Raw genomic sequence first — 14,295 nt, forward strand, 5'->3', positions numbered from 1 at the left:
TTGGCGGCGTGATCAAGACATCGACGGAGAGTTTCAGCGGCATCTATCTCGCGGTTGCAGTCACGGCCGCCGCCGCCGCGGCGATGACGATCTCGCTGCCGAAGGACCAGAATGTGCAGGCCGTGTAGCGTCTAGCCGAGGGAAACGAACGGTTGATGGGCCGGAGGTTCAAGGCTGCGGGCGGGCGATGCGACCGTGCCAACCTTAATCCTGATTTGCGAACTGGACGACTGGAGCCCGGGCGGAGGATGTCGGCAGGGGATCTAACCTTAGCGGCAAAAGTCCACGATGAAATCGGTTCGCCGAGTAGTCACGCGGCCAGACGAACTCAAGACCGGCGCGATCGGGTAGATAGTCTGGAACCAATGCGTACTAACTGTCGGCAACTCTTTCGGCACGAGTTGTCACCGACGTCTTCCAGTGGACAATCGCAATGCACGCCTTGAAGGGATATGAACCGGCGGCCGGTCCATTTGCGTGCAAACACTGACCTTAAAGCCCAGCGGATCACACGCTTGCCGCCTTTCCAACAGTCCAGCAAGACCCCAGCTGACGGATGTATTGCCCATAGGCTTGTCGACAATGCCTCGATTACCCTTTTCACCGACAGGCCATAGAGTACATACAACTGGGGTAGAGTGGCTTAAGATGCCAGGGCGTCTTAACTCACTGAGATTCTATGTCCGAAGTCGACTGGCTGAGCCATCTCCTGCAAATCGTCACCGTGACGGGCCAGCTCGAGGTCCGCTGTTCCTATGGCGCACCATGGCGAGTTGCCTGGCCGCGGGCAGCGGCGAACGAAATCCCTTACCACGTCATCGTCAAGGGCCGAGCCATCTTCGAGCACCTAGAGACGAAAACGACGAGAGAACTGGCGGCCGGAGATATCGTGTTGCTGCCTCACGGCGCGCCCCATGTGCTACATGATGGCAGCGGTCAAACACCCGTCCTGACCCGGCAAAGCCGTGGGGCGGCCGGATGGATGCTGAGCGAGAACGATAGCCCGGACGAGCAGCTCGATCTTTTATGCGGCCGGTTTTTCATAGCGCCGCCCCATGATCGGCTGATCCGCAACTACCTGCCGACAAATCTGGTGGCGCGGGCAATCGACCGCCCCGCAGAGAACGTAGTCAGCCCCGCGACCGATCAACTAGCCGGCCTGGTGGCATTGATGCGCATGGAGGCCGCCGGCGACCGGGCGGGCGGGCGCGCCGTTCTCAACGCGCTGTCTTCGGCCCTTTTCACGCTGGTGCTGAGGGCGGCAAGCGAATCCGAAAAGGCCCCCGAAGGCCTGCTGGCTCTCGCCGGCCACCCAAGACTGGCGCCGGCAATCACTGCCATGCTCGCCGATCCGGCCAATCCCTGGAAACTGCCCGATCTGGCGGACCTGTGCGGCATGTCGCGCGCCACCTTCATGCGGCACTTCCAGGACAGGCTGGGCTGCTCCGCCCTCGATCTGTTGACCGACCTGCGCATGAGCCTGGCGGCGAACGAATTGAAAAAACCGTCGATCAGCACCGAGGCCGTCGCCGAAACGGTTGGTTATCAATCCGTTTCGGCGTTCCGCCGCGTGTTTGCCGAGAGAATGGGGATGACGCCGGGGGAATGGCGCCGGCTGGCGCAAACCGGGGAGATGCGCGCGAACTAGGACCGGCGCTTTCTAACTGATCCTTTTGAGCATTAAATTGAGGCAATCCAGTCTCGATATTATCACTGATGCCCGTAAATTGGTTTCCGTAATCACTTGATGAGGGAACCCCCCAATGAACGATATCAGCAACGCAGCCATCCAAACGGCGCCGACCAACGCCGTCATCGAAACCATCCTGAGCCGCAGTGCCGCCAAATATTACGACGCCACCGCGTCACTGAGCGACGATCAGATCCGCGATCTGGTGCGGATCGGCACGTCCGCGCCGACATCCTTCCATCTGCAGAACTGGCGGTTTATCGCCGTTCGTACGCCCAGGGCCAAAGCCCAACTGCGCCCGATCGCTTGGAACCAGCCGGCGATCACCGATGCCGCAGTGACCTTTATCATCATCGGCCAACTGGCCGATGCCAGCACTGTCCCCGAGCGCCTGTCGCCGGTGGTCGAAGCCGGCATCATGCCGGCGCGTCTGGTGCCGGAATGGGAAATCCCGGCGCGCGGTCTTTATGACGACCAACCGCAGCGGCAGCGCGACGAAGCGGTACGCTCGGCAACCTTCGGCACCTCGGCGATTATCTATGCCGCCCGCTCGCTTGGCTTGGGTTCGACGCCGATGATCGGCTTCGACGCAGAGGCCGTGCATAGCGAGTTCGGTCTCGCCGAAGACGAAATCCCGGTGATGCTCCTCACCGTTGGGCCGTTGCGCGCCGGTAACTGGCCGCAGAAGCCGCGCATGCCCGTGGCTGACGTCCTGGACTTTGCATAACCCTCATTTCAACCAGCAAGCTTAAGGAAACCTACCATGACCAGAACCACCGTTCTGACGCCGGAGCATGTGCCCGCAGAATCCAAGCAGACCCTCGATGCGTTCACGAAGAACATCGGGTTCACCCCCAACATGATGGCGGCCTTCGCGCAGAGTCCGATCGCGTTCAACGCCTGGGCCGCTCTGCTCGGATCTCTGAGCAAGACGCTCGATGTGAGGACACGCGACAGCATCGGTCTCGCAGTCTCCGAGGTGAACGGGTGCAACTATTGCCTGACGGTTCACAGCTTTACCGCCGAACATATGGCCAAGCTGCCGGCCGATGACATCATCCTCGCCCGCAAGGGACATGCCAACGATCCGAAGCGGGATGCGGCGGTCCAGTTTGCGCGCAAGGTGAGCGAGACCCGCGGGCAGGTCAGCGACGCCGATCTGAAGACGGTCCGCGATGTCGGCTACACCGATGCAAACATCATCGAAATCGTCGCACTGGTGGCCATGTATTCACTGACGAACTTCTTAAACAACGTGTTCGATCCCGAGAAGGACTTCCCCGCCGTTCCCCCAGCGGGATCGATCTGATCCTTTCTCATTCGCAACCTTTTGAAGCTGTTGGGATCGACCAAATGAACATTCTCCATATTGATACCAGCCCGCGTCTGGAATCGCATAGTCGCGCGCTTTCGGCGGCGATCGTCGAAAAGCTTCTTGGGGTCGTGTCCGCCGCGAGCATCACACGGCGCGACATTGGGGCAGACCCCTTGCCCCAGACCGCGCCGCTATACGCCGCTGCGTTGGCGTCGCCGGCGACCTCGGCCGCGCCGCCGTCGGGCTCTCTTGACTTTTCCGAAATCCTCATCGGGGAGGTCGAAGCAGCGGACATAATCGTTATCGGAACGCCGATGCACAACTTGACGGTCCCCTCGGTTCTCAAGGCCTGGATTGACCAGATTCTGCGCGTCGGTCGCACGATGAAATCGACGCCCGCCGGAAAGATGGGAATGCTTCGAGACCGTCCGGTTTTTATCGGCGTCGCTTCGGGCGGCTTTTTCACCGGAGAGAGAGCGAACCAACCTGATTTTCTCACACCCTATCTGTCGCTGTCACTGAGTTCGATCGGCCTGAAAACGCATCAATTTTTTCCTCTGCAAGGCACAGCGTTCCTCGACTGGGACGACGCACCCGGGGCGAGGCAGAAGATCCTCGCCGCCCTCGACCTGACGGTCGTACCGGGACTTAGAGACATTCATGGCGTCCCCATGGTGCTGGCGGATGTCAGCGGACGATAGCCAAATGTCGTTCTGGGCTGGCACCCAAGCAGCCCCGACACCTCAACCCTTTCCGCCCCGCCGCAAACAATAGGAGGCCTTCAGATGACTCAAACAGCAAATACCCTGCCGCAAATCGGTGATAGGATCACCGAAAGGGCAGCGCCACCGGATGATACCGCCCTCCGCGAATGGATCGGACCTGAGGGGTTTGCCTATTGGTCCGAGCTGCGGACCTGGATCCATGAATTTTACCCGGGCGTTTTCGCACCGGAATGGCTTTACGGCGGCAAGAACCGAGGTTGGTCCCTGCGCTATAAGAAAACCAAGGCGTTCACCACCTTGGTCCCGGAGTTCAAGCGGCTTTCGGCCGTCGTGGTGATGGGCCGGGTGGAACGGGAGAAGTTCGAGGAACGGCGTTATGCCTGGCGTCCGCAGCTAGTCAAGCTCTACGATGAAGCCAAAACCTATATCGACGGGAAATGGCTGACGCTTCCGATTTTAAAGGCAAGCGATCTGCAAGATGTAAAAGACCTCTTGGCGATGAAGCGTCCTCCGCCATCGGGCAAGTGATGGCAAAACATCCCGGCTTCGCGCGTCGACATCGAATCCATCAACGCTGCCGACGAGCCGAAACTGCTTGGCGTGATAGCTCGAGATGAGCTCGTAGGCATCTAATTTACCGTCACAACCAACAGAGATTAGAGGAAACAACTCCAATGAAAGCGATTGTAGTAACAGACCCGGAGGCAGGTCTCGCCGGAATGAAACTGGTGGATCGAGCCGAGCCGAAGGCCGCCATCAACGACGTCGTCGTCAAGGTTCATGCAGCGGGGTTCGTCAATACCGAACTCGAATGGCCTTCCACTTGGACCGATCGTACCTCACATAATCGGACGCCATCAATCCTCGGCCACGAGTTGGCTGGCGTGGTCACGGCGTTGGGTTACGGCACCACGGGGCTTTCAGTCGGCCAGCGGGTGTTCGGCCTGGCGGACTGGTATCGCGATGGCACGCTCGCCGAGTATGTCGCCCTGGAGGCTCGCAATCTGGCGCCGCTGCCAGGCGATGTCGATTTCACTGTCGGTGCAAGTCTGCCAATCTCCGGGCTGACGGCATGGCAGGGTCTGTTCCAGCATGGTCGGCTTCAGGCGGGGCAAACTGTGCTGGCGCACGGTGCGGCCGGCGCGGTCGGTTCGATCGTAACACAGCTTGCAAGGGAAGCCGGTGCCTATGTCATCGGTACCGGGCGCACAGCCGACCGGCAGAAGGTTCTCGACTATGGCGCAAATGAATTCCTTGATCTTGCCAACGACACGCTGGAAGACATCGGTGGCGTCGATTTGGTCTTCGACGTCATCGGCGGCGACATCCAGAAGCAGTCAGCGGCGCTCATCCGGGCAGGCGGAACGCTTGTGACGGCTGTCGGGCCGACGGAAGTCCGGCCTTCCCACGGCTTGACGGTCGACTTCGTAGTCGAGGCCGATCGCGACCAACTATCCGAGATCGTTCAGCGGGTCCGCGACGGAAGACTGCGGACAAATATCGGCAAGGTCACAACTCTCGCCGACGCTGTCACCACGTTCAACGCTACCGAGCGGCGCGCGGGAAAAACGGTCGTTCGCATTCTGACTTGATGGGGCGTAGCAGGAGGGGCGATCAATAACATTGAAAGCTCCTGCTGCTCTTGAAGGGATTGGAATCGACGACCCAGTTATTCCGAATTCTCTCTGAAACTGAATTGCTCGGCAGGCCAAATGGTTGGCCTGCTTGCGGTGGCTGATTTGGGCCGGAAGTTGACATTCCGCAGTCAGGTAAACTTGTGGGAAAGCGGACATTCACATGGGAAAGGCTGACGGTATCCTCCGCTCCGGGTCGCCGCTCGCGTGACCAGCTTCAAACCTGCGCGTGGTAACGGCCGGAGTAAACCGGCCATTGGGCAGCGTCATACCTGCAGTACGGTTTGCCGGAGGGGTTTAGCCCGCCCACCGGGCGCAGCTTTGCGCGAGACTGTATTCTCCGAACCCGGCCATGAAGGCAAGTGCCTATGCGGCACGGGCTGCTGCGGCTTGCACTATCAATTCTTCGTCCTTGGCCACGCCCCGCTTGAAGGCATCCCGCTCTAACAGTTTGCCGATATAGTCCAGAAACGCCTTGCGCGGGGGCAGTGTCTGAAGGCCAAGACCCCAGCCGATATGCGAGCCGATATAGATGTCCGCAGCCGTGAACCGATCGCCCGCGATGAAGGGATGCGCCTGCACCGCTTTTTCCAACTGGTCCAAAGTGCGCGTGTAGCTGCCATAGCCGAAGAAGAACTCCTGCTCGGGAGCGGGCACAAATCCAGCCCTGTGGTTCGTGACGGCCTGTTCCACAGGCCCCGCGGCGAAGAACATCCAGCGATAATATTCGGCACGCTCGTTTGCGGTAGGCGAAAGCCCGGCCTCGGGGAACGTCTCGGCGAGGTACGTAATGATTGCGCCGCTCTCTGTCACGGCGCGGCCATTATGCACAAGCGCCGGCACCTTGCCCATGGGATTGATCGCGGTGAAGAAGCGAACCAGTTCCTCGCTGGGATTGCTCGATGCTGGCCGTTCGAGCGCCGCGCCGCCCCATTCGTCAATTGCGCTGGTCTTTTCGTAGTCGAGGACCACCGTGTCGTAGGGTTGGCCTACCTCCTCCAGGATCCAGCGCACGATGCGCCCGCGTGAGTTCGGGTTGGTGTAGAATGTGAGCGCCATGCTCGATCTCCTGATTGATGGTTGTTGTTATCTGGATCCGTTCGTCCTGCAGGGGATGTTGTGGGACTGTCGGCTCCAGAGATGGTTGCCGCCGGATCTGAGGCTCAGCGCCAGCGCCATCGGAGGAGAAGATAAGAACAGGACACCGCGCACGCATTAGCAAGCTACGCCACAAGACTTGCACAACGCGCCAAAAATACTACGGTATAGGCCAGGTCGTACGTTACCCGCCGCCTTCACCTGAACTCCGCGCGCCAGACCGAAAATATTAATCGAAAGCGTGACTGCCGATGTGCGGTCTAGGTGATGGCACACTCGCCTTCTGCAAAACAAAACGCGTCTGCGGGCTATTTCGACCGCCTGCAATCTCCAAATGGAGTAAATAGATAACTATGGCCAAAGTCCTTTCCGACCGATGCAAATTGCCGAGGCCATTCTGGCAGTCACTTGAACAACTGGGACTGCGGCCTTCGGCGGTGCTGCGACAGGCCAGGCTTCCTGCGACGCTGCATCTCGACAATTCCGCGTCATCAGCACCACACAACTTTTCGCCATCTGGAACGCCATAGAGGCGCTGTCCGGTGACCCCGCCTTCAGCATAAGGATGGTGTGCGAGACCAGCACCGCCAATCACAAGCTCGCAATTCTGGTGGCGTCCTACGCTGCCGACTTTCGAGACGGTATGGCGCGGCTGGACCGCTTCAATCGTCTTTGCAGCCCTGACCGTCTTTGTTGCGAAGAGCGCGACGGCAAGGTGTCGGTGACCATCGAGTGGCCTACCGTCACCGAACCTGAGCCTCCCCTGTCGGTGGACGCAAGCTTTGCCCTTTTGCTGGAACTCGGGCGACGCGGTACTGGCCGTCACCTGCGGCCAATCTCGCTGGAGCTGCGGCGACCAAATCCGGGAACGGACAGGCACGCAATTTTCTTCGATTGCCCGATCCATTTCGGGGCAGAGCGTGATCGCATGGTGCTGAATGCACCGGACCTCGACCTGCCATTCCCCGGACACAACCCCGAACTGATCCAGATGCTCACCCCCGCGCTGGCAGAGGCCGTGCGCGAGATCGAGGTGCAGGCCACGATCGGTGAACAGGTAAAGGGCACCTTGAAGCGCACAATGGCCAGTGGTCGCCATGATCTCGCTGCCGTGGCGCGCGATCTGGGCCTGAGCGAACGCACCTTGCAGCGGCGGATAGCGGCGGAAGGCCAGACTTTCCGTGCTCTCCTGACCGAAGCCAGACAGGAACTCGGCCGCCAGCTTCTCTCCGATCTCACGATTGACGTGGAAGAGGTAGCCTACCTGCTGGGATACCAGGACGCCAACTCGTTCTATCGAGCTTTCCGCGAGTGGGAAAACATGACACCCGGCCACTGGCGTCGGATCAAGTCTGTGTCGGCAATGACTGCCCTTAGGCGGCGGTGAAGCGGAGATCAACGGCCGGGTTGAGGGTGTTCCCGCCAGACATTCACCCTTAATCGAAATGTACCGAATGCTAACCTTGATCAGGTGAGCTCGTTGGCTGAGCACACCCAGGTAGAGTGTCTTCTCACCGGATTGACGGCCGTGATAAAAAGGGCCCATGGGCATCAAGAACTATCTAATCGAAGGCGGCTCGGGCACTGGAAAGACGTCTGTCGCTGCCGAACTGGAGCGGCGGGGCTACCATGTCGTCCATGGTGACCGCGTTTTGGCCTATGTCGGCGACCCCGAGACAGGCCAGGCGCTCGCAGGACCACCCGAAGGCGCAGACCGCATCGCTTGGGGATATGCGCACTGGATCTGGCCTGTCGACAAGGTCCGAGCTATTGCTGCCGACACCACCCATCCTGCCACGTTCTTTTGTGGCGGTTCGCGCAATTTCCACAAATTCCTGGACCTGTTCGATAAGGTTTTCGTGCTCGACATCGACGTTGAGACGTTGAACCGACGACTAGATGGGCGGCCGAATGAGCCGGGCTTCGAGCCGGCCGAGCGGGCCCTGGTACTTCGCTACCATCGTACCCGGGAGTATCTTCTTGCCGGCATAAATATCGACACGGCGAATACCGTCCCAAGTGTCGTCGACGATATCCTCGCTAAACTCACCTGAAGCCCGGCAGGCTTGTGATCGGGAGGGGAGCAACTGATTATTGCGAGAAAGACGTTAGCTGCCGTACGGCTCACTGGCGGCGTTGTCGGTTTCATAGCCGGCAGCTTTAAGAATGACAAACCGGGCATCCTAACGGCCGTCTTGAGGGCGCATAGCCGCTCGATCGCGATCTTTGGAATTGAGAAAGTTTCGTTGACACGTGCAGCCCCACTGCGCGCGGGGCCGCACGCGCTCAGATTTCAGTGTGCTCAGCTAGTTCCAGTGTATCCTCAATGTCCACGCCAAGGTACTTGACCGTATTTTCGATCTTGGTGTGCCCCAACAGGATTTGGATCGAGCGAAGATTGCCTGTCGCCTTGTAGATCATTGCGGCCTTCGTGCGCCGAAGCGAGTGCGTGCCGTAGTCTTCGCGTCGTAGACCAATTGCGGTCAACCATTCATCGACCAATTGGGCATACTGACGAGTACTCAGATGATCGGTGTGGTCGACTCGACTGGGAAAGGCGTAATCGTCAACTGTTCCACCTCGCCGTTCAAGCCATGCAAGCAAACTTGCCCTCACCTCCGCCGTGATTTCGAACTGAACCGGACGGCCGGACTTTTGCTGGACGACCAGGGCTCGAGTTCGAATTTCCGTTCCTGTCACGAGACTCCCGACTTTCATTTTCACGAGATCGCAACCACGCAGCTTGCTGTCGATTGCGAGATCAAACAACGCACGATCTCTCATGCGTCCCTCCCTATCAAGGAAGAAGCGGATCGCCCAAATCTGGCTGGAGGGGTTCAGGACCGAGGCCCCACAGTTGGTCCAAAGGGGCATAGCAGCTTGAGTATGCGGCGTCAGCTTTGCGCCCGCATAGTGGTCATCGAGCCACCGGCCGCCGTTGCTGCAAAACGGACGTGACGCAGTGACAACGCGGGTCGCAGTTGCGCCAAGCCGCCATTCTGCCCCATGCGGGTGATTAGATCACGAATTCCTCCTCGTACGTCTGTGGCTCGGGAACGACCGTAACCTCCACCGGAACGATCCAATTGGCCGCGTAGCTCTCGCAGTCGGAACGCTGGAGGTCGGGCTGCACGCACCCCGCCCCATCGATCGCGCGACATCGCAGTTTATATCGCCCCACTTCTTCAGGGGTCCACATGTACTCCCACAAGCGCCATGCAAAGGGACGTTCTGTTTCGAGGAGCCTTCCCTCGCGCCAGCCCCTGCCATCTCCGGTGCAGACCTGCACCTGCCGGATAACAGCCTCTCCGCTCCAGGCGGCTCCGAAAATCCGGTACGGTTGGCCGGCGATGAGACGCGCCCCCTGCACGGGACGCGCGATTTGCGCTTTGACCTCCATCTTCGCGAGGGGGACCAGCCTGGGTTCCCCGAGGCTGCGCTCCCAACGGAAATAGTCGCGCGCCTGCCAGTAGCCAAGGAACGGTTGCTCCACAACCGTGATATGCGTGATCCACTTGACCCAAGCCATGCCGAACCAGCCACCCACGACCGCGCGTAGCGGGTAGCCGTGATCGCGCGTCAACGGCTCCTCGTTCATCGAATAGGCAAGGATCGTGCTGTGAGCGATGGCCTTCTCTAGCGGTAAACTGCGCGCAAAAGCGATGGGGCCGGGAGAAGCCGTTTTCCTGTTCGTGTCGACGACGCCGCTGTCTGCGCCTACGAGCAGAACCTCACGTGCGGTTCGCTTAACGCCCGCCATTTCTAAAATGTCGCGCAGAAAAACACCTGTCCACGCGGCATTGCCGACGGCTCCGTTCTGCCACTGCAACCCGTCCTTCGGCGGCACATAGTAGACGCGCCCGTTCCCTGCGCACTCTACGACGGCAGTGAAAGTCGTGCTCCGCATCGCCTTGATGCTGTCGAGGTCAAGTTCGATCGGCCGCTCCACCGCCCCGCCAACCCGCAATCTCCAGTCTCGCGCATCCAGATCCGGCGACGGGAAATGGTTTCGCACGAAGAACAGCTCGGTTGGGATCAGCCAATCGGAGAGTGACGCAAACGGAAACTCGATGTTCTGTGGGGATTTCTGTCGAACTATTAGACTGGGTTGCTCTGGTGTCGGCATAGTCCTCGTCTCCCCTTCCAAGAGCACAACGTTGGCACTCGGTCGCGCGAATTCCGGTTCGATCACACCGCCCCTCGCAGTGCGTCTGTCGCGTTCCGCCTTCGGCCGCATTCTAGCACATACCGCACGTTCCTCGGATCGACCTCGAACGGCAGCAAAGGGCCCGAATGTTTCTATAGGCCCACGTCTCTTTCGCACCCGCTTGTCGTTCAGGCACTACCGCTGGAGAAGACCAGCAACATATTGTTGGTAGGCATCTCGATCGTCTCGCGGAGATTAAGTCCAGCGGCCTCACCCACTTGTTCAAGATCAGCGATATCACGCACACCCCAGGATGGGTTGCGCTCCTTTAGAGCCGCGTCGAAAGCAGCGTTCGAGGGGGAGTTGTGTGCCCCGTCGCGCATGAATGGGCCGTAGAGAAGAAGAAGCCCACCAGCGTGAAGCAAACGGCCAGCTCCTGCGAACAATCCTAAGCTTGCCCCCCATGGCGCGATATGGATCATATTGATCGACACGATGGCGTCAAAATGCCCCGTTTGTTCGACGCCCCATTGTCCTGAGCTCACATCAATATCCCGCGGTGCCAGCACATTCTTCAGCCCTGCGAATTTGATCCAGCTAGACGTGCTGGTGCGGGCGTCGGCATCCGGATCGCTCGGCTGCCAGGTGAGGTTGGGCATTGCTCCCGCAAAACACACGGCGTGCTCGCCGGTCCCGCATCCAATCTCCAGCACGGCGCCACGTGTTGGAAGGACACGTTTTAGGAGCCCGAGGATCGGCGCCGAATTTCGCGCAACGGAAGGTGAGAACATGCGCTGGTCGGCGCTTATGTCACGCTGTTCCAGCGCAACAGGCGAACGGTCCTTCTTCTCTGGGGGCATTGGCCTTGAATCCCCTTTGGGCGATGTCTCCCACCTTATAGCTGAAATGATGGGACTGAAACCAAGATTTCGGACTTATGAAGGGGGTCGTCGGCGCGTGCGTTCGGCCGAGGGCGACCGAACGTCCCCCTCGCGTCATCACGCGACCGCCAGGCTCAAGGTCTGCTTTCGAAAATCGGAGCCCGGAAGCCGACCGACGGCTTTCGGCCCCTTGTCGGTCGTCTGACGCCTGCGCAGCGACGTCCGCTTTATGGCGCGTTGTGGACGAGGCCGTGCCCAGACGACGCCCGCTTCAGGCAAGCGCGACGACGTCCTTTATGACCGACAGAAGGGCGCGAAGTATCAGGGCGCGTTTTGGCCGCTGGACGGCTAACTCGAAGTCAGACAGCGGAAATAATTGCCGCTCACCAGTCCTGTTGACTGATGCCCAAAGCCAGGGCACAAAGGTGGCATCCACGGTCGCTCGCGACGGGAAAATATGATGAATTCAAAGGCGATTTCACTAAGTCATTGAAATCATGCGAGAATCAAGGCTCCCCAGCCAATCGATTCTGCTGATCAAGCACTTATTGAATCCAGGCGGCGAAGATTTTCCGGGTAGATTGCCCTGTTCGAGTCACGCTTGAAATTGACAGAAACGTGCTGTCGGTCCCGCGACATTTTCCATGTCGCGAACAACATCAACGCCGAAATAGAGAAATGCTGGCCGTCACCGACCTAATATCAGGCCGCCGGATCCGATCTATTTTCAAACTCCAGAAACCAGGCGTAGGTGGCCCGGATGCCGTCCTCAAGCGAGATGCGCGGCTTCCAGCCCATGTCCTGCAGCTTCTGATTGCTCATCAGCTTTCGCGGCGTGCCATCGGGCTTGGAAAGATCATGAATGATCTCTCCCTCGTAACCGACAACGCGGCAGACCAACCGCGTCAACTCGATAATTTCGAGATCTGTGCCCGAGCCGACATTGACGTGCTGCGCGCCCGAATATGTGTTGAGAAGAAACACCAGCGCGTCGGCGCAGTCGTCGACGTGCAGAAACTCGCGGCGCGGTGTTCCCGTGCCCCAGACCACCATATGCGGGTCTTTGCGAAGTTTCGCTGCGTGCGCCTTGCGGATGAGTGCCGGCAGCACATGGCTGGAATTCAGGTCGAAATTATCGCCCGGGCCGTATAAATTGGTCGGCATGGCCGAGATGTAGTCGCGACCGTATTGCTTACGATAGGCTTCCGCAAGCTTGATACCGGCGATCTTGGCGATCGCGTACCATTCGTTGGTTGGCTCCAGCTCACCGGTCAGCAGAGCCTCTTCGGGAATCGGCTGTGGAGCGAGCTTGGGATAAATGCAGCTTGAACCGAGGAAGAGCAGCCGGTCCACTTCGCCCCGGTGGGCGGCTTCGAAGATATTCGCTTCAATAATCAGATTGTCATAAATAAATTCAGCGGGATAGCTGTCATTGGCGAGGATACCGCCAACCTTGGCAGCGGCGAGAATGATCGCGTCTGGTCGGTTTGCTTCAACAAATTTCTTGACCTCGTCCTGCCGCGTCAAATCGACCTCACGGCGCGTGGCCGTGATGACGTTGCAATCTTCGGATTGAAGCCTGCGCACAAGAGCACTGCCGACCATACCGCGATGACCGGCAACCCAGATCTTCTTGTTGGACAAGTCGTACACTCAGATCTCTTTCCGGCTGTTTAGAGCCTTCCCGTGCTTGACGTCCTCGCGCACCATTTCGGCGGCAAGTTCACGAACCGGGGTCTTGTGCTGCCAGCCCAGCTTCTGGCGTGCCTTGGTCGGATCACCCAACAGAAGGTCGACTTCCGTCGGGCGGAAATACCGAGGATCGACTTCCACAAGGCAGGCACCGGACGCAGAGTCATAACCTTTTTCGTCAACGCCGGATCCCTTCCATTCCAAAGCAATGCCGATGTCGGCAAACGCCCACTCGACAAACTGGCGGACCCTCGTGGTCTCACCCGTCGCCAAGACGTAGTCATCCGGCTTGTCCTGCTGCAGCATGCGCCACATGCCCTCGACATATTCACGGGCATGGCCCCAGTCACGCTGGGCGTCCAGGTTGCCGAGGAAAAGCTTATCCTGCCGACCCAGATGGATGGCAGCCACCGCCATCGTGATCTTGCGCGTGACGAAGGTCTCGCCGCGAAGCGGGCTTTCGTGATTGAAAAGAATGCCGTTGGATGCGTGCATGCCATAGGCCTCGCGATAATTCACGACGATCCAGTAGGCGTAGAGCTTGGCTGCGGCATAGGGAGACCGCGGGTAAAAGGGCGTCTTCTCGTTCTGAGGCACTTCCTGCACAAGACCGTAGAGTTCCGATGTCGATGCCTGGTAGAACCGGGTCTTTCCCTCGAGCCCCAGAATACGGATCGCCTCGAGCAGTCTCAACGTCCCGATACCATCGGCATCCGCGGTGTATTCCGGCGTTTCGAAGCTGACACCCACGTGGCTTTGTGCGGCAAGATTGTAGATTTCGTCGGGCTGCGTCTGCTGCACGATCCGCAGCAGGTTGGTCGAGTCAATCATATCGCCATAGTGGAGGATAAAGCGTGGATGTTCCTCGTGCGGATCCTGGTAGATATGCTCGATGCGGCCAGTATTAAAAGACGATGACCGGCGCTTGATACCATGCACCGTATAGCCTTTGCTCAGAAGCAATTCGGCCAAATAGGCACCATCCTGACCAGTCACCCCAGTGATAAGCGCGGTTTTTGTCATTTTTTACGTCGTCTTTCGATGCAATCTTCGGGATGTGTTTATGGAAACGGCCGAACCAGCGCAACCCCCATGTAACCGAGCTAAGCAAGC

General features: G+C 59.1%; 14 protein-coding genes and 1 pseudogene. 9 read left to right on the top strand and 6 right to left on the bottom strand.

From position 1 onward, the window contains the following. The 7 genes and pseudogenes from HJB84_RS33570 to HJB84_RS12160 all read left to right on the top strand — a co-directional run. Positions 1 to 128, top strand: a pseudogene (locus HJB84_RS33570) (MFS transporter); the annotation flags it as partial. Positions 129 to 679: 551 nt separating this feature from the next. Beyond that, positions 680 to 1,648, top strand: a complete 969-nt coding sequence (locus HJB84_RS12135; RefSeq protein WP_221116029.1) for an AraC family transcriptional regulator — start codon at positions 680 to 682, stop codon at positions 1,646 to 1,648. A gap of 115 nt (positions 1,649 to 1,763) precedes the next feature. Then, positions 1,764 to 2,417, top strand: a complete 654-nt coding sequence (locus tag HJB84_RS12140; protein ID WP_221116030.1) for a nitroreductase family protein — start codon at positions 1,764 to 1,766, stop codon at positions 2,415 to 2,417. Between the two features lie 36 nt (positions 2,418 to 2,453). After that, a complete protein-coding gene (locus tag HJB84_RS12145; protein ID WP_207583047.1) occupies positions 2,454 to 2,999 on the top strand; it encodes a carboxymuconolactone decarboxylase family protein in 546 nt (181 codons plus the stop codon). 44 nt (positions 3,000 to 3,043) lie between these two features. Then, positions 3,044 to 3,706 (top strand): FMN-dependent NADH-azoreductase, encoded by a 663-nt coding sequence (locus HJB84_RS12150; RefSeq protein WP_221116031.1) that lies wholly within the window; start codon positions 3,044 to 3,046, stop codon positions 3,704 to 3,706. A gap of 84 nt (positions 3,707 to 3,790) precedes the next feature. Next, positions 3,791 to 4,258 (top strand): DUF3788 domain-containing protein, encoded by a 468-nt coding sequence (locus HJB84_RS12155; RefSeq protein WP_221116032.1) that lies wholly within the window; start codon positions 3,791 to 3,793, stop codon positions 4,256 to 4,258. Positions 4,259 to 4,404: 146 nt separating this feature from the next. After that, a complete protein-coding gene (locus tag HJB84_RS12160; RefSeq protein WP_221116033.1) occupies positions 4,405 to 5,322 on the top strand; it encodes an NADP-dependent oxidoreductase in 918 nt (305 codons plus the stop codon). Positions 5,323 to 5,730: 408 nt separating this feature from the next. Here HJB84_RS12160 and HJB84_RS12165 read toward each other — a convergent pair whose 3' ends face one another. Next, positions 5,731 to 6,423, bottom strand: a complete 693-nt coding sequence (locus HJB84_RS12165; RefSeq protein ID WP_221116034.1) for a glutathione S-transferase family protein — start codon at positions 6,421 to 6,423, stop codon at positions 5,731 to 5,733. 565 nt (positions 6,424 to 6,988) lie between these two features. Between HJB84_RS12165 and HJB84_RS12170 the strand changes: the two genes are divergently transcribed. After that, on the top strand, positions 6,989 to 7,849 hold the full coding sequence (locus tag HJB84_RS12170) for an AraC family transcriptional regulator ligand-binding domain-containing protein (protein ID WP_311044266.1): 861 nt from the start codon (positions 6,989 to 6,991) through the stop codon (positions 7,847 to 7,849). A gap of 157 nt (positions 7,850 to 8,006) precedes the next feature. Next, positions 8,007 to 8,516 (top strand): AAA family ATPase, encoded by a 510-nt coding sequence (locus HJB84_RS12175; protein WP_221116035.1) that lies wholly within the window; start codon positions 8,007 to 8,009, stop codon positions 8,514 to 8,516. 232 nt (positions 8,517 to 8,748) lie between these two features. Here HJB84_RS12175 and HJB84_RS12180 read toward each other — a convergent pair whose 3' ends face one another. From HJB84_RS12180 to gmd, 5 genes are all read right to left on the bottom strand, one after another. After that, on the bottom strand, positions 8,749 to 9,336 hold the full coding sequence (locus HJB84_RS12180; protein ID WP_221116036.1) for a tyrosine-type recombinase/integrase: 588 nt from the start codon (positions 9,334 to 9,336) through the stop codon (positions 8,749 to 8,751). 142 nt (positions 9,337 to 9,478) lie between these two features. Then, a complete protein-coding gene (locus HJB84_RS12185) occupies positions 9,479 to 10,588 on the bottom strand; it encodes a sulfite oxidase (RefSeq protein ID WP_259671081.1) in 1,110 nt (369 codons plus the stop codon). A gap of 209 nt (positions 10,589 to 10,797) precedes the next feature. Next, positions 10,798 to 11,469 carry a DUF938 domain-containing protein gene (locus HJB84_RS12190; protein ID WP_207583040.1) on the bottom strand — a complete coding sequence of 224 codons (672 nt, stop codon included), beginning with the start codon at positions 11,467 to 11,469 and terminating at the stop codon, positions 10,798 to 10,800. Positions 11,470 to 12,192: 723 nt separating this feature from the next. Further along, positions 12,193 to 13,143 carry a GDP-L-fucose synthase gene (locus HJB84_RS12195; protein ID WP_311044996.1) on the bottom strand — a complete coding sequence of 317 codons (951 nt, stop codon included), beginning with the start codon at positions 13,141 to 13,143 and terminating at the stop codon, positions 12,193 to 12,195. Further along, the gene (gmd, locus tag HJB84_RS12200) at positions 13,144 to 14,205 is read right to left on the bottom strand and encodes a GDP-mannose 4,6-dehydratase (protein ID WP_221116039.1); all 1,062 of its coding nucleotides are present in this window, start codon (positions 14,203 to 14,205) and stop codon (positions 13,144 to 13,146) included. Positions 14,206 to 14,295: the final 90 nt, after the last annotated feature.

Source organism: Rhizobium sp. NZLR1b (assembly GCF_019685155.1).
In the GTDB taxonomy this organism is placed as follows: domain Bacteria; phylum Pseudomonadota; class Alphaproteobacteria; order Rhizobiales; family Rhizobiaceae; genus Rhizobium.